Genomic DNA, 20,921 nt, shown 5'->3' on the forward strand with positions numbered 1-20,921 from the left:
GGTCATCTATCCGGAGGCGTCTCCGGACGGATGCCCCGAGGTGGGTGCCCGGGGTGTCCATCAGCCCAGCACATTCGTCCGGGCTCGCTCACGCTCTCAGCGGCTAGGTCCCTTGGGGCTTGCCTGCTGTGTCGCCGCCCGCACCGGGTCGTAAGGCAATCCTCCGCTGGCCCCGGCGCGGGGGGTGGCCGGCCTGCCGGCAGGCAGATGCTGATTGGCAGCCTGCGCCACCTGCGTCTGACCGGGGACGGCAGCCGCGGGATTCTGGAAATCCCGCGGCTGCTGCGAGATGTTCAGCATGGTCTGTGCGGCATCAAGCGTGGCCGCCGCTGCGGCTGCCCGAGTCCTCTGCTCTTCGAGCGTCTGGTCCAGGCGCGCCAACGTGCCGGGAGACATGGCCCTGTCCCAGGGGCTCGGCTGAGGGGCGGAATTCTTACCCGTGGGTTGCTTCTTCGGCATCGGATGCCACTCCATTCCTTTACCGGATCGTCGCTGAATCCCTGTCTGCCGGACTGGGGAGCACCCAGGCTGTCGTGAGTGTCGCTGCCGCTTCACTCGACTAGCGGCAGCAACGCACCCTCAGTCAGGCTGACAGCGCCTTCGGTCGATCGCATGCGAACTTTTCAGTGATCGCAACGGCACCCGTGGGCAAACGGTTCAATGCCTGATGTTCTCCTCGAACCCCTTGCTTCGGCCGCTGTCGCCTCACCCGTCGCCGCATCTGCGTAAGGCGGCGGTCGAAGCGGAAGTTGCACCAGGTCAGCCAGGTGACGAAGACGGTGCCGAGGACGAGCATGCCGATGCCCGTCGTCGTCGAACCGGTGGTCAGGCCGAGGGCGGCCGTGCCGCAGAAGAGGACGGCCATCAGCGGGAGCGCCCACCAGCGGTTGCGCCGGATTCGGCGCCGACGGGAGCCGACCAGGGCGGCCAGATGCTACCGGCGGTGCGGATGTCGTCCGGCGCGGCGCCCGAGGTGCCGCGACCTTGAGGCGGACGCGCGTATGAATCGCCCGCTCAGTGCGACCTGTCGGCCTGACGGTCGCGAAACCAGTCCGACGAACACCAGCGTCCCGGACGCCGGGACGATCACCGCTCTCGCCGCCCTCGGCTGCTGCGCGACCCCGACGGAAGTCGCCGCCACCGTCGCCCACTGGCGGGCCCGGACGGGCAATACACCACCGATCAAGGAATTGTTGGGCCACGCCCACCTCGGCGTCACCGCCGGCGACTACGCCCACGCGCGAGTAGCCCCACCGGAAGGACTCTCCGGTGGGGCTACTGCTTATTCATTCAGAAATACCTCGACGGCCCGAGCCACCGACGCCGGGGTCGACTCATCATGTGGATCATCCATTCCGAGCATTGGTAGATCCAGCGCCACGCTTACCGAGTCTCCCAATTCATCCCTCACTGCCCTGAGAGAATGGAGTACAGCATGGTAGGCGGGGCTGATTCGCTCGAAATCTTCCCTGATGGAAAATCTCCCGTCCCGTTCAGCGATCGGACGAAACGGCGGGACGACGATCCACTCCGGCAAGCCGTCATCTCTTGAGTTCGGCAAGACCTGCGCTGCCTCTCTGTTCGGCCTGCCGCCGTAGCGGTCGAATGCCCAAACTCCAGACATAACAAGCGCGTCAGCCCGAACCGAGCGGCTACTTTCGTTGACGAACTCAATCCCCATCGATTCAGGCAGCACCCTTGACCAGTGGTCCAGGGTCGATTGCTGGAGAGACGTCACGTAAATCTTCATCGATTCACCTAAGGGATCGGCATGGAGGGAAGGATGCGAACTCGGCCGATCGTACTCATTGAGTCCTCCCAGAGTGCGAAGGCATCGATTCCGCCGCCCCCGTCCGCGAGATGCTCAATCCTGCTCTCCGCAGGAATGTGTTCAGTTCTGATCACGCCACGCACCAGCGTGTAAGCACCTTCGTCAGGGAACTTCGCATGGGCGGACCTGGCATAGAGAGCTGCACCCTCTGGTGTCGAAGAGAAATACTTCGATTCGATACCCCGGGGATCTGGAAGCGTCGAGTGTCCAAGAGTTGCTTCAACTCGTCGTCCTTCACGGCGCGGTAGACGTATTGCTCACCTTCTTTGAGCTTACTTCCCCCACAATTGTGAACGAGGACCGGGGTTTCCCCCGCCAGCACATAGTACGTATGCAGATCGCTGACAGTCAGGTTGTGGACCGTCGCGTGCCGGGTCGTCCGGTGGGTGATCGCGGTGATCTGGACGTACGTGCCGGCGCTGGTGCGGAGCCACTGGCCGGGGTTCAGGTCGGTGGCGTCGATCCGTTCGCCCAGTTCCGAGACCCAGAAGGGGTGTCCTTCCGTGGCGGTGACCTGGGCTTTCTTGCCGTCGGTGGTGGTGATCTCGACCTTGACCAGGTGCTTTAGGCCCTTGCCGAGGATCTCGGCGGTGACCGTTTCGACGGCGGTCTCGCCGGTTTCCGGGTCGGTGGCGAGGACCTTGTCGCCGTTCTTGATCTCCTCGATGGGCTTGGTGGTGCCGTCCGCCATCAGGACCAGGGTGCCGGGGACGAAGCTGTTGGCCTCCGTGGTGCAGCCGCCGCCACCACCCGACGACTCCGACGGCTTGCCCGACGACTCGTCCTTCGCCTTCGTCTGCCTCGGCTTCGACTCCGCCTTCTTGGCCGCCGCCTTCTGGGTCTTCTGGACCGCGTTGCCCGTCTTCCGCGCGGCCGCCTTCGCCTTGCGGGTCGCCGCCTCCTTGGCCTTCTTCCTCAACTGGGCGGCCTTCTCGGCGGCCTTGCGCTTGGCCTCCTTCGCCTTGCGGGCCAGTTCACGGGCCTTCTTGGCCATCTCGATGATCTTGCGGGCCTTCTCCTTGGCCTTCATCCAGGCGTTGACCGCGCTGGCGATGCGCTTGGCCGCCCCGATGACCGCGGGGATCTTGCCGAGCTTGGTCCAGGGGATGGCCTGGATGAACAGGCTGCCGCACGCCCAGAGGTCGCCCCGGGAGAAGCAGCCGACCACGTCGTTCCAGCCGATGAAGTCCTTCAGCGCGGCCCAGCCGACCGAGAGGATGACATCGGCCAGGGAGGTGTTGAGCTGCTTCTTCGCCCACGCCTCGGCCGACGCCGACGGACCGCCGTACTCGCTGGTCCCGCCCTCCGACGCCAGGCCGGAGGGGTCGGCGAAGGTGACCGGGTTGTTCTCGCAGTAGACGTACCCGTTCATCTGCACCGCCAGGTCGTGGCCTCGGTGCGCTCGACACCGAACGGGTCGGTCTTGTTACCCGGGGTGCCGGGCCGATGCGCGGGTGAACCGGCGCGGCGGCGCCGGGGTGCCAGGGGCTGGTGCCGGTGATCAATCGCTGAGTACTGTGCGCCTTTCGACTACGGGCAACTCGCCCCACGGGGCCGGAAAGTGGGCAGTCAGATGGGACCGACGTTCGTCCTGGTGCACGGAGCGTTCGCCAATTCCTTCTCGTTCGCGCCGCTTCAGGCCGAACTCGGGCTGCTCGGGCACCGGTCCGTCGCCGTCGACCTGCCGGGGCACGGGTTCTCGGCGACGTACCACCGGGCCTACCAGGCGCCGCAGGATCTGGACGGGCTCGCCGCCGCGCCCGGTGACGTCAAGGGCGTCACGCTCGCCGACAACGTCGCGCACCTCGTCGGGGTGCTGGAGCGGGCCAAGCGGAACGGGCCCGTCGTCCTGGTCGCGCACAGCCGGGGCGGGCTGACGGCCACCCTCGCGGCGAACCAGCGGCCCGACCTCATCGACCGCATCGTCTACGTCTCCGCCTGGTGTCCCGTCGACCTCGACGTCAACGCCTACTACGCCGAGCCCGAGATGGCCTCTGTCGACGCCGCGTCCCTCGGCCTGGCACTGGTCGGCAACCCGGGCGAACTCGGACTGCTGCGCGTCAACTTCCGTACCGCCGACCCCGCCGCCCTCGCGGCGTTCAAGGCGGCCTTCCTCGCCGACGGGACCGAGGAGGAGTTCCTGGTGTTCCTCAACACCTTCCAGCCCGACGAGAACCTCGACACCGGCACCCCCGAGGACCGGGCCCGCGCCGGCACCTGGGGGCGCATCCCGCGGACGTACGTCCGGCTGAGCGAGGACACCAGCATCCCGCTCGCCATGCAGGACCGGATGATCCGCGAGGGCGACGCGCTGACGCCGGAGAACCCCTGGGACGTGCGGACGCTCCCCGGCAGCCATCTGAAGTGGCTGGTCGACCCGGCCCCGGCGGCCCGGCTGCTGGGCGGTCTCGCCGCGCTGGAGCCGATCGGGTCATGAGCGGTCGGCGCCGGGCCAGTGGGACAGCGCCACGTGCAGCGCCTCGATCGCCTTGTCCCAGGAGGCCCGCACGTCCCGGGGGTCGTTGAACGCGCCGGCCGCCTCCAGGGCGCAGTACCCGTGGAAGGTGCTGCGCAGCAGCCGTACCGCGTCGGTGAGGTCGGGTTCGGTGAGGCCGTAGGCGCGGAGCATGCCGTAGGTGATCTCGGCGGTGCGGCGCGGCGCGGGGGAGCCGGCCACCAGGGCGGGGTCGAGGCGGATCTGCGTGGCCGCGTACCGGCCGGGGTGGCGCAGCGCGTACGCCCGGTAGGCGCCGGCGAAGGCGGCCAGCGCGTCCTTGCCGGCCCGGCCGGCCACCGCCCGCGCGATCTCCTCGATCTGCTCGGCGCCCGCCCGCAGCGCCATCCGGGTGCGCAGCTCCTGGAGGTTCCTGACGTGCGAGTACAGGCTCGCGTCCTTCACACCGAAGCGGCGGGCCAGCGCGGACAGCGTCACCTTCTCGAAGCCCACCTCGTCGGCGAGTTCGACGGCGGCGGTGACGACGCGGTCGGCGCTGAGTCCGGCGCGGGGCATACGGGACCTCCGGGTACCGGGGACAGGGTCGAGGCGCAGCCTATAGCGGGGTGCGTGACGTATAGCGGGGCGCGCGACCTGCTTTGCCGTGTCCGGTACGGCCGCCCCTCACCCCCAGGCCGTTCAACGTTCATCTTCTGCCTCGATCCTCCTCGGGCGGCGCGGCTCGCGCCGGAAAGACGAGGAGGGGCGACATGGGCCACGGACACGGACACACCCACGGGCAGCATCACCATCACGGCCACGACCACGGTCACGGACACGAGCACCAGGCCACCGCGCCGCTGCCCGCCGCCTTCGACACCTCCGTACCCGACGAGGCGCTCAGCCCCGAGCAGCAGTCCCGCCGGACCCTGCTGCGCCGCGCCGGTCTGCTCGGCGCGGGCCTGGCCGCGAGCAGCGTGCTGGCCGGTGCCGGCACCGCGCCCGCGTACGCCCGCGGCGGCGGCAAGAAGGGGTTCCTGTGGCTGGCCGGTGACCACCACATCCACACCCAGTACAGCAGCGACGGCAAGTACCGCGTGATCGACCAGGTCCGCCAGGGCGCCCGGCACGGCATGGACTGGCTGGTCATCACCGACCACGGCAGCGGTACGCACGCCAAGATCGGCGTGGAGAAGGTCAACCCGGACATCCAGGACGCCCGCCGCGCCCACCGGGACACCCTCGTCTTCCAGGGCCTGGAGTGGAACATCCCGGCCGCCGAGCACGGCACCGTCTTCGTCCACCCGGGCAAGAACGAGGTCTCCGTCCTCAAGCAGTTCGAGTCCGGCTACGACGGCGCGGTCAAGGCCGCCACCGGCTCCTCGCCCGCCAACGAGGCCCTCGCCATCGCCGGTCTCGCCTTCCTCTCCGAGCAGGTCAAGCGGCGCAAGGTCAAGGACGCCCTGATGCTCGCCAACCACCCGGCGCGCAAGGGCATCGACTCCCCGCACGAACTGCGCGCCTGGCGCGACGCCACCTCCGCGAGCCACCGCATCGCCGTCGGCATGGAGGGCGCCCCCGGCCACCAGGCCGGCGGCCTGCCCAAGCCGCTCGGCCCCGGCGGCGCCCGCGGCATCTACAACAACAGCCCCGGCGCCGACTCCTTCGCCGCCTACCCGCTGGAGTCGTACCGCACCTGGGGCGGCTTCGACTGGATGACCGCCACCGTCGGCGGCCTGTGGGACAGCCTGCTCGCCGAGGGCAAGCCCTGGTGGATCACCGCCAACTCCGACTCGCACCAGATCTACGGCGACACCGCGGCCCGCGGCGGCGGCGACTTCAACGCCAACGGCCGCTACGACGACCCGGTGTACGGCGGCCAGATCGACATCACCGAGAACGACTACTGGCCCGGCTACTACAGCCGCACCCACGTCGGCGCCGAGGGCTTCTCCTACGCCGCCGTCATGGACGGCATCCGCGCCGGCCGCGTCTGGGTCGACCACGGCCAGCTCATCTCCGGCCTCGACGTCCGGGTCAGCGGCGGCAGCCGCTGGGCCACCCTCGGCGGCGCCCTGCACGTCAAGAAGGGCACCCGCGTCTCCCTCACCGTGGACGTGGCCCTGGCCGGCGGCCCCAACTGGGCCGGGTTCCAGCCCACCCTGGCCCGCGTCGACGTCATCCAGGGCGATGTCACGGGAGAGGTCAAGGACAAGGACACCTTCACCGCGCCCACCGCCAAGGTGGTCAAGTCCTACGAGGTGAACAAGAACGCCGGCACCGTCACCCTCACCTACGACCTCGGCCGCGTCGACCGCCCCGTCTACCTGCGGCTGCGCGGCACCGACGGCAACCGGTCCGCGGTCGGCGCGATGGGCGCGGCCGTCGACCCGCACGGCCCGGCCATCGACGTGGTGGGCGACGCCGACCCGTGGAAGGACCTGTGGTTCTACTCCAACCCGGTCTGGGTCCTGCCCTCGTGACCCCGCCGCCGTACGCCCTCGGGGTCGACACCGAGGAGACCGGGCTCCGGGCCGCCGACCACCTGCTCCTGGACCTGGCGGCCCGGCTCGGCCTGCCCGAGGACGTGTTCGGCTGCACCCACCTGGTGCGCGACGGCGGCCCACGCCGGGTGGCGCTCTCCCTGGCGGCGGCGGACGCGGCGGTGCTGGACGCCGCCCGCGCGGCACTCACCGACCAGGGGTACGCGGTGACGGACGGCGCTCCCGACCGGAGCGGACGGGCGGTGCTCTACCCGGGCGCCGCCCGCCTCACCGGCACCCTCACGGTCGCGGAACTGCTGGAGCGGTCCGCGATCGAGCGGGTCCGCGTGCTGGGCACCCCGGGACCGGCCGACCCCGGACTGCATCTGGTGACCCGGGAGTTCGTCCGCCCGCAGTGGGAGGACGGTGTGCTGGTGCTCGCCGCCATGCCCCATGCCGGCGGCACCCTCGTGCCCTTCGAGGACCCCGACCCCACGCCCTGCTGCGCCGACCACTGACCCCGCCGGAAAACCCGTACCGTCCCCGTCCCCGCGTGTCCTAGGGTGACCCGGCACCTCGTCGGGGAAAGGGACCGGATGACGCACGAGGCACACCGCCAGGCGACCGGCGGGGACACCGCTTCCAGCGCACGGCCGCTGTGGCGGCAGCGGGACTTCGGGATCTTCTGGGCCGCGCAGACCCTCTCCGTCCTCGGCGACTCCTTCGCGCTGATCGCCCTGCCCCTGCTGGTGCTGGAGGCCACCGGCTCGATCGCCAGCATGGGCCTGCTCACGGCCGTCGGCGGCGCCGCCTCGGTGGGCGCGGCGGTCTTCGCCGGGGCCGTCGTCGACCGGGTCGACCGGCGCAAGCTGCTCGTCGGCTGCGACCTGGTCCGCATGGTGCTGTACGGGGCGGTCCCGGTGGTGTGGCTGGCGGGCCCGCAGCTCTGGCTGCTGTACGTCGTGCTGCCGCTGTGCGAGGCCGTCGGCATGTTCTTCGCCGTCGGCTACGTCACCGCCGTGCGCGGCCTGGTCGGCACCGGGCAGCTCACCGAGGCCAACGGGCGGCTGAACGCCACCGCCGCCGCGGCCGGGGTGCTCGGCCCGCTCGGCGCCGGGATGGTGGCCGCCTGGTCGGGGCCCGCCGCCGCGGTCGGCGTGGACGCCGCCAGCTTCGGCGTCTCGGCCGCCTGTGTGCTGCTGGTCCGGTTCCGGGCCCGCGCCGCGGACGACGCCCCCGGCGAGCGGCGCCCCGGCCTCTGGGCGGACCTGCGGACCGGGGTGGCCTTCCTGTACGGGCATCCGGTGCTGCGCGCCCTCACCGTGCTGCTGGCCGTGTTCAGCTTCCTCACCCTGGGCCTGAACGACCTGGTGATCTACCACCTCAAGCACGACCTCGGCCACGACGACGGCACGGTCGGCACCGTCATGGCGGCCGGCGCGGTCGGCACCATCACCGGCGCCCTGCTGGTCGCCCGGGTCCGCCGGCGCCTCGGCTTCGGCCGGACCTGGACCGGCGCGGTCGCGGGGTGCGGGCTGGCCTTCGCCGGACTGGGCTGGGTGCGCGAGGTGCCCGCCGTCGCCGTGCTCAGCGCGGCCTTCCTGGCCTGCGTCGGCATGGCGGGCACCTGCTCGATGTCCCTGCGCCAGGAGGTCACCCCGGAACACCTGCTGGGCCGGGTCACCTCCGCCTTCTGGACGCTGCACTACTCGGCGGCGCCCGTCGGCGCCGCCGTCCTCACTTGGGCGGCGGAGCACCACGGCACCGCACCGGTCGCCCTGGTGGCGGGCGGCTGCTGCGTCCTGATCGCGGTCGTCGCGCTGGTCACACCGATCCGCCGGCCGGGCCGGACAGCACCTGCCTGACGAACGCGTTGGTGAACACGCCCGCCGGGTCCAGCTCGCGGACCAGCGCCGCGAAGTCGCCCAGCCTCGGATACCGGGCGGCGAGCACCGCCGGGGCCGTGGTGAACACCTTGCCCCAGTGCGGCCGGGCGTCGAACGCGTCCAGCGCCTCCTCCACCCGCCGCACCACCGGCAGCACCGCCGCCGTGTCCGCGATCCAGGTGAAGTGCAGCGCCACGGTGTCCCGCCCGTACGCCGGGCTCAGCCACTGCGCGTCGGCGGCGACCGTGCGCACCTCGCAGGTCTGCAGCACCGGCGCGACCTCCTCGCGGATCGCCTCCAGCGCGCGCAGCGCGTCCAGGGCGTGCTCGCGCGGCAGCAGGTACTCGGACTGGAGTTCGTCGCCGCTGCTCGGGGTGAACTCGGCGCGGAAGTGCGGCAGCCGCTCGTGCCAGGGCCCCGGCACCCCGAACTGCTCCGTGCAGTTCACCGCGGGCATCCCCGGCACCGGGTGCATCTTCTCGGCGGCCGGGGCGGCGTACGGGAAGTCGGGCAGAAGCTGGTCGGTGCGGCGCTTGAGCCACACCTGCCGGAAGCCGGGGGAGCGCCAGTCGGTGAACAGGCTGACGCTGTACGCCGCCGACAGCACCGCGGCGAGGGTCCCGGCGTCCAGCGCGGCGAACGGCAGCTCGGTGAAGACGTGCTGTTCGACCTCGTAGGCCGGCTCCAGGTCCAGGGTGAGCGCGGTGACCACGCCCAGCGCGCCGAGCGAGGTGACCGCCCCGTCGAACCGCCGGTCGCCCCGGGCCAGGGTCACCGTCGTGCCGTCCGCCGTGACCAGCTCGACCTCGCGGACCACCGACGCCAGTGAGCCGTTGGTCACACCCGAGCCGTGGGTGCCGGTCGCGACCGACCCGGCCACCGAGATGTGCGGCAGCGAGGCCATGTTCGGCAGCGCCAGCCCGTGCGCGTGCACCACCCGGGCCAACTCCGCGTACCGGACGCCGCCGCCCACCCGGACCGTACCGGCCGCGGTGTCGACGTCGACCTCGCCGGGCAGGCCGGCCAGGGACAGCAGCACGCCCTCGGCGCCGGGCTCGGCTATCTCGTTGAAGGAGTGCCCGCTGCCCAGCACCCGCACCCGCGCGCTCCCGGCGACCAGCGCCCGCAGCGCCTCCAGCGAGTGCGGCCGGTGCACTTCCTTGGCCGTGTACGTGATGTTGCCGGCCCAATTGGTCACGGCGGTGTCGGTCATACCGCAGCCCTCCCATCGATCGTGCGGACCCGAGGTCCTCCGCGGAAACCTACCTGGCGCCCCGGGAGGGGCCCCGGCGGGGAAGCCGCACCAGCGGGGGCATACCGTGAGAAGTCGAACGCCTGACCCGGGAGGAGACACGGATGGGCAGCCGCACCGCGCTGGTCGAGGATCTGATGGAGCGCTTTCCGCACGTACCGCGGGAGGCGGTCTTCAAGGAGGACCTGCTCCGCGGCGGAGTGGCCTTCGACCCGAGCGCGCTCAGCGACAACGAGGACGGCGAGGTCAAGCCCAAGTCGTACTTCATCTTCTCCTTCGACCACGGCACCCTGCCGGAGCTGGGCGAGGCCGCGCTGCGCCGCCCGCCCGAGGAGATCATCCTCACCGGCGGCCCCTACGACCTGCGCCGCACGGTCGTCTCGGTGCGGGTGAACCCCTCCTCGCCGTACCGCGTGGCCGCCGGCGAGGACGGGGTGCTCGGCCTCTACCTCGACGGCCGGCGGATCGCGGACGTCGGCGTGCCGCCGATGCCGGAGTACTACCGGCACACCCTCTCCAACGGCAAGTCGGTCATGGAGGTCGCCCCGACCATCCAGTGGGGCTACCTGATCTACCTGACCGTCTTCCGGGTCTGCCAGTACTTCGGCGCCAAGGAGGAGTGCCAGTACTGCGACATCAATCACAACTGGCGCCAGCACAAGGCGGCCGGCCGCCCCTACACGGGCGTCAAGGACGTCGAGGAGGTGCTGGAAGCCCTGGAGATCATCGACCGGTACGACACCCAGAAGGCGTCCACCGCCTACACCCTCACCGGCGGCGCCATCACCTCGACGGTCTCCGGGCGGGACGAGGCCGACTTCTACGGCCACTACGCCAAGGCCATCGAGGAGCGCTTCCCCGGCCGCTGGATCGGCAAGGTGGTCGCCCAGGCGCTGCCCCGCGACGACGTGCAGCGGTTCAAGGACTACGGCGTGCAGATCTACCACCCCAACTTCGAGGTGTGGGACGAGTACCTGTTCAAGCGGTACTGCCCCGGCAAGGAGCGCTACGTCGGCCGCGACGAGTGGCACCGGCGCATCCTGGACTCCGCGGAGATCTTCGGCGCCCGCAACGTCATCCCGAACTTCGTGGCCGGCGTGGAGATGGCCGAGCCCTTCGGCTTCAAGACGGTCGACGAGGCCATCGCCTCCACCACCGAGGGCCTGCGCTTCTTCATGTCGCACGGCATCACGCCCCGGTTCACCACCTGGTGCCCCGAGCCCACCACCCCGCTCGGCAAGGCCAACCCGCAGGGCGCCCCGCTGGAGTACCACATCCGGCTGCTCCAGGCGTACCGGCAGACCATGGAGGACTTCGGTCTCTCCTCGCCGCCCGGCTACGGCCCGCCCGGCGCCGGCAACGCGGTCTTCTCGGTCAGCTCCTTCATGGACAGCCTCCCGGCGGACGAGCCCGTGGAGGTCTGACCGGACGCCCCGGGGCGGGCGGGCGGCACCCGCGCGCTCGCCCGTACGGCGCTTGTCAGTCCCGACGGGGACGTGAAAGGCTCGGCGCCTGCCGCGAGGTTCCCCCCAACTCCGTCGCCGCCCTGGCGAGTTGGCCTCGCTCGTGGACGCGGGAGACCCATGCCCGACCTGCCGATCCCCGAGGACGCCGCCGAGGCAGCGCTGTTCTCCGAGTGCTGGGACGCCGTGCTCTCCTACGCCGACCTGTGCACGGCCGGGTCGGCCGCCGCGGGCAGGCTGGCCGCGGAGGCGTTCGCGCGGGGCATGCGCGAGGCCCGCACCACCGGCCGCCGCCCGGCCAGACTGCCCCGCGTCCCCCTGCTGCTGACCGCGGTACGGGCCACCGCGGCGTCCTGGGAGGCCGCCGGGCGCGGCCAGGACCTCGACCCGGACCTGAAGCTGTGGCTGCACTCCCCGCGGGCCGCCCGGTACACCGGCCCGCCCCGGCGCCGCCCGCTCGCCCTGCGCGCGCTCGGGGAACTGCGCGCCCCGGACGCCGAACTGCTCTGGCTGGCCGACGTGGAGGCGCTGCCGCTGACCGTGGTGGCCCGCCGCCTCGGCCTGGACCCGGCCACCGCGGCCGGCCGGCTCGACGGGGCCCGCGCCCGGTTCCGGGACCGCTGCCGCCGCGCCCACCTCGACACCCCCGCCGACGGACCCTGCCACGGTTACGCCGCGCTGCTGGACGCGGCCACCCGCACGCCCGGCGCCGGGCTGCCCGAGGACCTCTCCCGCCACCTGGCCATCTGCGCCGACTGCGCCGAGGCCGCCGCCTGTCTGCGCCCGCACGGCACCGCCCCGGCCGCCGCGCTGGCCTCCGGCGTCGTCGGCTGGAACGGCGCGGCCTACCTGGAGCGCCGCCGCCGCGCCGCCGACGCCCGCCTCGGGACGCCGGGACCCGGCCCGGCCGGCCCCGGCGACGACCACCACGACCGGCCCGGTCCCGGCGGCCACCGCGCCAAGCTGCGCCGCGGGGGCCTGCTGGGCGCCGCCGCCCTGGTGTCCCTGCTGGCCCTCGGCGTCACCCTGATGCCCTTCGGCTCCGCCGCCGGCCCGGGCGGCGCCGAGCCCGCCGGCACCACCGGCCGCCGCACCGGGGCCGAGCCCGAGGCCGCGCCCCCGCCGCCGCCGGTCACCGCGCGGGCCCGCCCGTCCGCCGCCGGCACCACCGGGGCGCCCGAGGCCACCCCCGGCCGACGGCCCTCCGACCCCGACCCGGCCCCCGCGCCCCGGGACACCGCCACCGCCCCGCCCCCGGCCACCGGCCCCGCGACCACCCCGGCCGCCTCCCCGGACTGCCGGATCCGCTACGAACTGGTCGACCAGTGGCCCGACGGCTTCCAGGCCGCCGTCACCCTCACCACCGCCCGCGCCCTCGACACCTGGCGGGTGAGCTGGACCTTCCCCGACGGCCAGCGCGTCACCCGGATGTGGGACGCCACCGCCGACCAGGACGGCCCCCGCGTCACCGCCGACGCCGCCGACTACCACCGCGCCGTCCCCGCCGGCGGCAAGGTCGGCTTCGGCTTCCTCGCCTCCTGGCGGGACCGCAACTCCCCGCCGCGCGACTTCACCCTCAACGGGCGCGCCTGCGCCGCCGACTGACACCCCCGCCCACCTCGAACGGGACCGTGCGAACGGAACCGGACACCCCCGGCCGGAATGGAAGCGTTCCGCTCCGCCCCGGACCCGGTGAATGGACCGACCACCGAGGCGGCCGGGTGCGGGGGCTGACCGGTGCGGTGTGCCCCCGGCCCGTTCCGTGCGGGCTTCGGGCCACTTCTGCGCGTCCGCGACCGACCCCGCGGCCGGCACCGGTTGCCCGGTTCTTCCCTGTACCGGGGGTGCCCGGCTGCCGGAGCCTGGCCGTGAGCAGGCGCTCCGGACCGTGGGCGCCTGCGGGAACGGGGGTCTCGTGGACGAGCCCAGGACAGCGGCGAGAGCGACGGACCCGGAGGACGCCTTCCGCGCGGTGCGCGTCGGCGACGCGGTGCCCGGCGGATCGCTCCCGAAGGGCGGGGGAGCGATCCGGGCGATCGGGGAGAAGTTCGCGGCCGACCCGGCGCGCGGGACCGGCCGGATGACCGTGCCGCTCACCCTCAGCGCCGCCCGCGACCTGACCCCCGCCCTGACGCTCACCTACGACTCCGGCGCGGGCAACGGGCCGTTCGGCATGGGCTGGCAGTTGTCCCTGCCGGCCGTCACCCGCCGCACCGACAACGGCCTGCCCCGCTACCTCGACGACGACCCCGACGCGGAGACCACCGCCGACGTCTTCCTCCTCACCGGCGCCGACGACCTCGTACCGGTGCCGCCCGGGCCGGACGGCGACGGCACCGCCCACCCCGGCTACCGGGTGCGCCGCTACCGGCCCCGGGTCGAGGGCGACTTCACCCGGATCGAGCGCTGGACCCGCACCGCGGACGGCGACGTGCACTGGCGCACCCTGTCGGCGGACAACCTGCTCAACGTCTACGGCCGTGACACCGCGAGCCGGATCGCCGACCCCGCGGACCCGCGCCGGGTCTTCGGCTGGCTGCTCTGCGAGACCCGCGACGACCGGGGCAACGCCGTGCACTACCGCTACCTGGCCGAGGACGCCACGGGCGTCGACCGCACGGCACCGCACGAGCGGGGCCGGGGCGCCGCCGACGACCCCCGGCGGCACGTGGCCCGCTACCCGTACAGCGTCCGCTACGGCAACCGCGTACCCCTGCTGGACGCCGACGGGCGCCGCCCGGTGGACGTGTCCGCGGAGCAACTGCGCGACGCCCGGTGGATGTTCGAACTGGTCCTCGACTACGGCGGGCACGACGACGCCGCCCCCACCCCGGCCCCCACCGGGCCGTGGGCGTGCCGCGCCGATCCGTTCTCCACCCACCGCCCCGGCTTCGAGGTGCGCACCTACCGGCTGTGCCGGCGCGCGCTGATGTTCCACCACTTCCCCGGCGAACCCGGAGTGGGCGCGGACTGCCTGGTCGCCGCCACCGCCTTCGGCTACCGCGCCGGCCCCGACGCGCAGGGCGTACCGGGCGACACCGCACGCGGCCACGTCGGCGGCTCCTTCCTGGAATCGGTCACCGTCAGCGGCTTCCGGCGGGCCCCGGGCGGCGGATACACCACCCGGTCCCTGCCGCCGCTCACCTTCACCTACACGCGCGCCGAGATCGACACCCGGGTCCGCCGCCTGGACGCGGGCAGCCTGGAGAACCTGCCCGCCGGCCTGGACGAGACGGCGTACGACTGGGTCGACCTCGACGGCGAGGGGCTGTCCGGCGCGCTCAGCGTCCGGGACGACGCCTGGTACTACAAGCCCAACCTCGGCGGGGGCAGCCTCGGCCCGCTGCGCCGCCTCGCCACCCTGCCGTCCCCGCCGGCCGGGCCGGGCCGCGAGCTGACCGACCTCGACGGCGACGGCCGGCTCGACCTGGTCCGCCTCGACGGCGAGCCGCGCGGCTTCCACGCCCGCACCGCGGACGGCGACTGGGAGCCGTTCGCCCCGTTCGCCTCCGCCCCCGCGCCCGTCCTCGCCGCCGAACCCGGCACGGGCGCTGCGCCCCCGCGGCTGGTCGACCTCACCGGGGACGGCCTCGCGGACCTGCTGACCGCCGACGACACCGGCGTCGTGTGGTACCCGTCCCTGGGCGCCCGGGGCTTCGGCGGACCGCGCGGCGCCCCGCACCCCGACGAGGACGGCACGGGCCCGCGCCCGCTGCTCGCCGACAGCACCCGGACGCTGTTCCTCGCCGACATGTCCGGCGACGGCCTCACCGACCTGGTGCGGATCGGCAACGGCGAGATCCGCTACTGGCCCAGCCTCGGCCACGGCCGCTTCGGCGCCCCCGTCGTCATGAGCGACGCCCCGCCGCTGGCCACCCCCGAGGAGTACGACCCCCGCCGGGTGCGGCTCGCCGACGTCGACGGCTCCGGCACCACCGACCTGCTCTACCTGGCCCCCGACGGCGTACGGCTCTGGTACAACCGCTCCGGCAACGGCTGGAGCCCGGCGAACCGGCTGCCCGACCTGCCCCACCTCGGCCACCCCGCCCAGGTCCGGGTCGCCGACCTGCTGGGCAACGGCACCGCCTGCCTGGTCTGGTCCTCGCCGCTGCCCGCCGACGCCGGTGACCCGCTGCGCTATATCGACCTCATGGGCGGCACCAAACCCCACCTGCTGACCGGTGCCGACAACCACATGGGCGCCGAGACCCGGGTCCGCTACGCCCCGTCCACCGCCTTCTACCTCGCCGACCGGCGGGCCGGCCGGCCCTGGCACACCCGCCTGCCGTTCCCGGTCCACGTCGTCGCCGAGCAGGAGCACCTCGACCACGTCCGCCGCACCCGCTTCACCACCCGCTACTCCTACCACCACGGCCACTACGACGGCGTGGAGCGCGAGTTCGCCGGCTTCGCCCTGATCGAGCGGCAGGACACCGAGGCGTACGAGGGGTACGCCGCCGAAGTGGCCCGCACCGGCGGCGCCCAGGAGACCGACCCGGCCCTCTACCAGCCGCCGGTCACCACCCGGAGCTGGTTCCACACCGGCGCCCACCCCGACGGCCCCGGGCTCCTGGAGAAGCTCACCGCCGGGTTCTACCTCGGGCAGCGGCACCTGCCCGACCCCGAACTCCCCGACGGCCTCGACCCGGGCGAACTGCGCGAGTGCCTGCGGGCGCTGCGGGGCCACCCGCTGCGCACCGAGGTCTACAGCTTCGACGGCTCCCCCGACCAGGACCACCCCTACACGGTCACCGAGACCGCCTACGCCGTGGAGCGGCTCCAGCCCCGGGGCCCGGCCCGCCCGGTCTTCCTGGTCGAGGAGCGGGCCACGATGACCCGCGGCTACGACCGCGACCCCGCCGACCCGCGCGTCACCCACACCGTCGTCCTCGAACACGGCCCGCACGGCGAGGTCCTCAGATCGGCGTCCGTGGTGCACGGCCGCCGGGTCGCCGACCCCGCGCTGCCCGCCGAGGTCACCCGCGACCAGTGCCGCACCCACATCGTCTGCACCGAGACGCGGTACACCCCCGACCTCGACACCCAGGCGCCCGTACCGGTCCACCGGCTCGGCCGGCCGTTCGAGACCCGCAGCTCGGAGATCACCGGCCTGGTCCCGGCCGGGGCCGCCTTCACCCTGCGCGAGCTGCGCGAGGGCATCGACCGGGCCGCCCCCCTCGCCTACGAGGACGACCCGGACGGCACCGGCGTCCAGCGGCGCCCGCTCGCCGTGCGGCGCGCCCTGTTCCGCGACGACGCCCTGGCCCCGCTGCCGCTCGGCCACTGGGACACGCTCGCCCTGCCGTACGAGGAGTACCGGCTGGCCTTCACCGCGCACCTGGTGGCGGACCGGTACGGCGGGCAGATCACCGACGCCGATCTCACCGCCGCCGGGTACGTGCGCCTCCCGGACGGCGACGACTGGTGGATCCCGTCCGGCACCGGGGTCCACCCGCCCGGCGACCCCGCCGGCCGCTTCTACCGCACCGTCGGCACCAAGGACCCCTTCGGCGTGACCACGGTCGCCGACTTCGACGCCCACGACCTGCTGCCGGTCCGCCGCCGGGTCCTCCAGGCCGACTGGAACACCGTCGAACTGGCCAACGACTACCGGGTGCTGGCCCCGGTCCGGCTCACCGACCCCAACGGCAACCGCTCCGCGGTGGCCTACGACGAACTGGGCCTGGTGGTGCGGACCGCGCTGCTCGGCAAGGAGGGCGCGGGCGAGGGCGACACCCTGGACGACCCGACCACCCGCCTGGAGTACGACCTCTTCCGGTGGGACCGGCACCGCGCCCCGAACACCACCCGCGTCCTCGCCAGGGAGCGGCACGGCGACCCCGGCTCACCGCTGCGCGAGTCGTACACCCACCTCGACGGCGCGGGCACACCGGCCCTGGTCAAGACCCGCACCGCCCCGGGCGAGGCGCTCGTCCCGGGCCCCGGCGGCACCCCCGGCACGGTCCAGGCGTCCCCGCGCTGGATCGGCACCGGACGGACCGTCGTCACCAACAAGGGCCTGCCGGTCAAGCAGTACGAGCCGTACTTCAGCCCCACCCATGAGTACGACCCCGAGGAGGCGATGCGCGCCATCGGCTCCACCGCGATCCGCTACTACGACCCCGTCGGCCGCCCGGTCCGCACCGACCTGCCGGACGGCACCTTCACCCGCACCGGCTTCCGGCAGTGGTCCACCGTCTCCCACGACGCCAACGACACGGTTCTGGACAGCCGCTGGTACGCGGAGCGGGGCCGCCCCGACCCGCGCACCGAGCCCGAACCGCAGGACCCCGGCCGGCGGGCCGCCTGGCTCGCCGCCCGGCACGCCGGCACACCCGCCGAGGCACACCTGGACAGCCTCGGCCGCCCGGTGCTCACCGTCGAGCGGCACGAGGACGGCACCACGGTCGCGGCCCGCACCGAGACCGACCTGACCGGCCGCCGCACCGCCCTCTTCGACGCCCTGGGCCGGACGGTCGCCTCCGGCTTCACCGGCATGGCCGGCACCCCCGTCGTCCTGGACAGCGCCGAGCGGGGCCGCCGCTGGACCTTCACCGACATCGCCGGCCACCTGGTGCGCACCTGGGACGAGCACGGCCAGGTGCTGCGCGCCGAGTACGACGCGCTGCGCCGGCCGGTGACCGGGCTGCGCTCCGACGGCGGCGGCCCGGAGACGGTCTTCCAGCACGCCGTCTACGGCGACCGGCACCCCGAGGCCGCCGAACGCAACCTGCTGGGCACCGTCCACCAGGTCTTCGACACCGACGGCAGCACCCGGGTGCACCGCGCCGACCTGCACGGCATCCCCACCGAGGTGGAGCGCGTCTTCACCCGCGACCACACCGCCGACCCGGACTGGCGCCCGGTGACGGCCGCCACCGGCTACCAGGCCGTCCAGTCGGCCGCGGCCCCCCTGCTGGACACCGGCGCCGCCTTCACCTCCACCACCGCTCACGACGCCCTCGGCCGCCCGGTGAGGCTGACCCTCCCGGACGGCACCGCCCTGGTCCCCCGGTACGACGAGTCCGGGCTGCCCGCCTCCCTCGCGGCCCATCTGCCCGGCCGGGCCGAGCCGGTCACCTTCCTCCAGGAACAGGACTACGACGCCCTGGGCCGCCGCCGCTCGGCCCGGTTCGGCAACGGCGTGCCGACCAGCTTCGCCTACGACCCGGCGACCAGCCGCCTGACCGGCGTGCTCACCGGCCCGGCCACGGCCCCGCTGCAGGACCTGCGCTACACCTACGACCCGGTCGGCAACATCACCGAGGTGCGCGACGACGCCCAGCAGACCCACTTCTTCGCCAATCAGGTCGTCGCCCCGGGCAGCCGCTACACCTACGACGCCCTCTACCGGCTGGTGCGGGCCACCGGCCGGGAGCACGCGGGCGGCGCCAACGACACCACCCGCACCGACACCGACACCGAGGCGGTCAGCGGGCTGCCGCACGCCAACGACGCGGCGGCGGTGCGCGCGTACACCGAGACCTACGCGTACGACCCGCTCGGCAACCTCACCGTCCTGCGGCACCGGGCCGCCCAGGACCTGTGGACCCGCCGCTACCGCTACACCTACCAGGACGACCCCGCCGACCGCACCAACCGCCTGCTGGCCACCAGTTGCCCCGGCGACCCGGAGGCCGGCCCGTACACCGCCACCTACGACCACGACGCCCTCGGCCGCATGACCCGGCTGAGCGGCACCGCCCCCGGCGAACTGGTCTGGGACGCGTTCGACAGGCTGCGCCGGGTCGAACTGGGCGGCGGGGGAACGGCGTACTACCGCTACGGCGCCGGCGGCGAGCGCACCCGCAAGGTGACCGAACGCCCCGGCGGGGAGGTCGTCGAACACCTCTACCTGGGCCCGCTGGAGATCCGCCGCCGCCGGCAGGGCACGGCGGCCCCCTTCTACGAGCGGCACACCCTGCACCTGTCCGACAACACCGGCCGGGTCGCCCAGGTCGACATCAAGCGCCGCGACGACCGCGGAGCGGACCCGGCCAACCCCCTCGACGTGCCCCTGGTCCGCTACCAGTACGGCGACCACCTGGGCTCCGCCGTCCTGGAGACCGACGACACCGGCCGCCCCGTCTCCTACGAGGAGTACCACCCCTACGGCACCACCGCCTACCGCAGCGGCCGCCCCGACGCCGACCTGAGCCTGAAGCGCTACCGCTTCGCGGGCAAGGAACGCGACGAGGAGACCGGCCTGTACCGCGTCGGCGCCCGGTACTACGCCCCCTGGCTGGGCCGGTGGACCAGCCCGGACCCGGCGGGGTTCGCCGACGGGCTGAACCTGTACCGGTACTGCGGCAACAACCCGGTGATGTTCACCGACCCCGACGGGCACGGCAAGAAACGCAAGCCGCAGCCCGGCGACCTCAACCCGGCGGGCAACGTCACCAACCTCCTCTACAAGCTGCCCAAGGGACGCAAGGCACCGGTACTGACCGGAGCGGACTTCGAGAAGATCCTGCCGCCGAACAACCCCCAGCACCCGTACACCCCGGGCAGCGCGGTCTTCGTGCGCTGGGAGACCAGAAGCGGCGGCGTGCGCGTCCCCATCTTCAACGCCGAGTGGCTCGACCCGGAGACCGGCAAGCCACGGCTGCCCCGGGTGGGCGAGCCGGGCTACGTGGCCACCTGGTCGAGCCAGCACCCACCCGAGTACGGCACCCCGGGCGATCCGAGCACCATCAAGACGATCAAGGAGCATGTGTCGCCGCGCGCCCAGGACGCGCTGGTCGGCGACGCCGCCCGGGCCCAGTCCGGCTCCACCCCCACCATGGTGTCGCCGAAGGCGGTGTCGGACACCAAGACCCCCGGCGACAACGCGGCCACCCGGGCGCTGAAGGCGCAGCTCGCCGCGGGCAAGCCGGTCGACGAGGTCGAGGACATCGCCCTGCCCAGCCTGGCCCGGATGAACCAGGCCAACCAGGCGCACGGCTCCCCGGTCCCGAAGGGCTCCGCCGAGCGCGCCACGCTGGAGCAACTGGGCTACAAGTTCCAGGAGGAGCGGCTCGGCGAGGTGGAGGACAAGATCGCCGCGCACACCGGCGGCGGCTCCGGCGGCGGCACCGCCCCCGGCTCCGCTTCCGGCCTCGCCCCCAGCCGTCTGCGGCGGTTCGGGGCCGGAGCTAGCGGCGTGGGCAACACCCTGGCCGAGGCGGTGGTCCCCGGGTTCGGCGAGGCGGTGCTCGTCGGCACGTACGCGGAGTCCTTCGTGATCGGCACCCTGGGCTACACCTCGGGCGCGCTGCCCGCCGTGGCCTCGGCGATCTCCGCCGCGCCGGCCACCTTCGCCTGGGCGGTCACCCTGCCCGCCATGGGCGGCGCGGCCGCCGGCACCGCCGTCGAGGAGACGCTGCGCGGGGCGGGGGCGGGCCAGGCGGTCTCCCTGGGAGCGGCCGTCGCCGGAGCGGCCCTCATGGGCGCGGCCATCGGCACGCTGGTGCCGATCCCCGGCGTCAGCACGGCGGTGGGAGCCGGCATCGGCGCGCTGATCGGGGTGGCCGGCTACGCGCTGAGCAAGTGGCTGTGAGCGCACAGCACCACGACCGAACAACTGAGCACCC

The 20,921-nt window shown here is 73.4% G+C and carries 13 protein-coding genes; 7 read left to right on the plus strand and 6 right to left on the minus strand.

From position 1 onward, the window contains the following. Positions 1 to 96: 96 nt before the first annotated feature. The 4 genes from IE316_RS19775 to IE316_RS19790 form a co-directional block, all read right to left on the minus strand. Entirely contained in the window at positions 97 to 459 is a 363-nt protein-coding gene (locus IE316_RS19775; protein WP_190205740.1) for a hypothetical protein, read from the minus strand. 124 nt (positions 460 to 583) lie between these two features. Continuing rightward, positions 584 to 865, minus strand: a complete 282-nt coding sequence (locus IE316_RS19780; RefSeq protein ID WP_190205741.1) for a hypothetical protein — start codon at positions 863 to 865, stop codon at positions 584 to 586. Positions 866 to 1,282: 417 nt separating this feature from the next. Next, positions 1,283 to 1,750 (minus strand): hypothetical protein, encoded by a 468-nt coding sequence (locus IE316_RS19785; protein WP_190205742.1) that lies wholly within the window; start codon positions 1,748 to 1,750, stop codon positions 1,283 to 1,285. A gap of 151 nt (positions 1,751 to 1,901) precedes the next feature. Beyond that, positions 1,902 to 3,203, minus strand: a complete 1,302-nt coding sequence (locus IE316_RS19790; protein WP_190205806.1) for a polymorphic toxin-type HINT domain-containing protein — start codon at positions 3,201 to 3,203, stop codon at positions 1,902 to 1,904. A gap of 201 nt (positions 3,204 to 3,404) precedes the next feature. Between IE316_RS19790 and IE316_RS19795 the strand changes: the two genes are divergently transcribed. Beyond that, positions 3,405 to 4,268, plus strand: coding sequence for an alpha/beta fold hydrolase (locus IE316_RS19795; protein ID WP_190205743.1), 864 nt, complete (start codon positions 3,405 to 3,407; stop codon positions 4,266 to 4,268). On the opposite strand, the gene IE316_RS19800 is transcribed toward IE316_RS19795, so the two are convergent. Continuing rightward, on the minus strand, positions 4,263 to 4,841 hold the full coding sequence (locus tag IE316_RS19800) for a TetR/AcrR family transcriptional regulator (protein ID WP_190205744.1): 579 nt from the start codon (positions 4,839 to 4,841) through the stop codon (positions 4,263 to 4,265). The genes IE316_RS19795 and IE316_RS19800 overlap by 6 nt on opposite strands. Before the next feature lie 194 nt (positions 4,842 to 5,035). Here IE316_RS19800 and IE316_RS19805 point away from each other — a divergent pair, with 194 nt between their 5' ends. From IE316_RS19805 to IE316_RS19815, 3 genes are all read left to right on the plus strand, one after another. Further along, a complete protein-coding gene (locus IE316_RS19805; RefSeq protein WP_190205745.1) occupies positions 5,036 to 6,748 on the plus strand; it encodes a PHP domain-containing protein in 1,713 nt (570 codons plus the stop codon). Further along, the gene (locus IE316_RS19810) at positions 6,745 to 7,266 is read left to right on the plus strand and encodes a hypothetical protein (RefSeq protein ID WP_190205746.1); all 522 of its coding nucleotides are present in this window, start codon (positions 6,745 to 6,747) and stop codon (positions 7,264 to 7,266) included. Before IE316_RS19805 ends, IE316_RS19810 begins: the two co-directional genes overlap by 4 nt. Positions 7,267 to 7,344: 78 nt before the next feature. Then, on the plus strand, positions 7,345 to 8,613 hold the full coding sequence (locus IE316_RS19815) for an MFS transporter (protein ID WP_190205747.1): 1,269 nt from the start codon (positions 7,345 to 7,347) through the stop codon (positions 8,611 to 8,613). On the opposite strand, the gene IE316_RS19820 is transcribed toward IE316_RS19815, so the two are convergent. After that, entirely contained in the window at positions 8,573 to 9,847 is a 1,275-nt protein-coding gene (locus IE316_RS19820) for a D-arabinono-1,4-lactone oxidase (protein WP_190205748.1), read from the minus strand. The genes IE316_RS19815 and IE316_RS19820 overlap by 41 nt on opposite strands. 143 nt (positions 9,848 to 9,990) lie before the next feature. On the opposite strand from IE316_RS19820, the gene IE316_RS19825 reads away from it, so the two are divergent. The 3 genes from IE316_RS19825 to IE316_RS19835 all read left to right on the plus strand — a co-directional run bounded on the left by IE316_RS19825 (position 9,991) and on the right by IE316_RS19835 (position 20,887). Next, the gene (locus IE316_RS19825) at positions 9,991 to 11,310 is read left to right on the plus strand and encodes a radical SAM protein (RefSeq protein ID WP_190205749.1); all 1,320 of its coding nucleotides are present in this window, start codon (positions 9,991 to 9,993) and stop codon (positions 11,308 to 11,310) included. A gap of 159 nt (positions 11,311 to 11,469) precedes the next feature. Further along, complete coding sequence (locus IE316_RS19830; protein WP_190205750.1) at positions 11,470 to 12,954, plus strand: cellulose-binding domain-containing protein; 1,485 nt, start codon at positions 11,470 to 11,472, stop codon at positions 12,952 to 12,954. A gap of 310 nt (positions 12,955 to 13,264) precedes the next feature. Continuing rightward, positions 13,265 to 20,887, plus strand: coding sequence for a SpvB/TcaC N-terminal domain-containing protein (locus tag IE316_RS19835; RefSeq protein ID WP_190205751.1), 7,623 nt, complete (start codon positions 13,265 to 13,267; stop codon positions 20,885 to 20,887). The last annotated feature ends 34 nt before the right edge of the window (positions 20,888 to 20,921 follow it).

The sequence above is a fragment of the Streptomyces fumanus genome, assembly GCF_014655295.1.
In the GTDB taxonomy this organism is placed as follows: Bacteria; Actinomycetota; Actinomycetes; order Streptomycetales; family Streptomycetaceae; genus Streptomyces; species Streptomyces fumanus.

Coding starts and splice junctions, on each gene's coding strand:
- IE316_RS19790 (WP_190205806.1), bottom strand. CDS start 3,203: ATGAACGGGTACGTCTACTGCGAGAACAACCCGGTCACCTTCGCCGAC.
- IE316_RS19820 (WP_190205748.1), bottom strand. CDS start 9,847: ATGACCGACACCGCCGTGACCAATTGGGCCGGCAACATCACGTACACG.
- IE316_RS19825 (WP_190205749.1), top strand. CDS start 9,991: ATGGGCAGCCGCACCGCGCTGGTCGAGGATCTGATGGAGCGCTTTCCG.
- IE316_RS19800 (WP_190205744.1), bottom strand. CDS start 4,841: ATGCCCCGCGCCGGACTCAGCGCCGACCGCGTCGTCACCGCCGCCGTC.
- IE316_RS19795 (WP_190205743.1), top strand. CDS start 3,405: ATGGGACCGACGTTCGTCCTGGTGCACGGAGCGTTCGCCAATTCCTTC.
- IE316_RS19780 (WP_190205741.1), bottom strand. CDS start 865: ATGGCCGTCCTCTTCTGCGGCACGGCCGCCCTCGGCCTGACCACCGGT.
- IE316_RS19830 (WP_190205750.1), top strand. CDS start 11,470: ATGCCCGACCTGCCGATCCCCGAGGACGCCGCCGAGGCAGCGCTGTTC.
- IE316_RS19785 (WP_190205742.1), bottom strand. CDS start 1,750: ATGAAGATTTACGTGACGTCTCTCCAGCAATCGACCCTGGACCACTGG.
- IE316_RS19815 (WP_190205747.1), top strand. CDS start 7,345: ATGACGCACGAGGCACACCGCCAGGCGACCGGCGGGGACACCGCTTCC.
- IE316_RS19805 (WP_190205745.1), top strand. CDS start 5,036: ATGGGCCACGGACACGGACACACCCACGGGCAGCATCACCATCACGGC.
- IE316_RS19775 (WP_190205740.1), bottom strand. CDS start 459: ATGCCGAAGAAGCAACCCACGGGTAAGAATTCCGCCCCTCAGCCGAGC.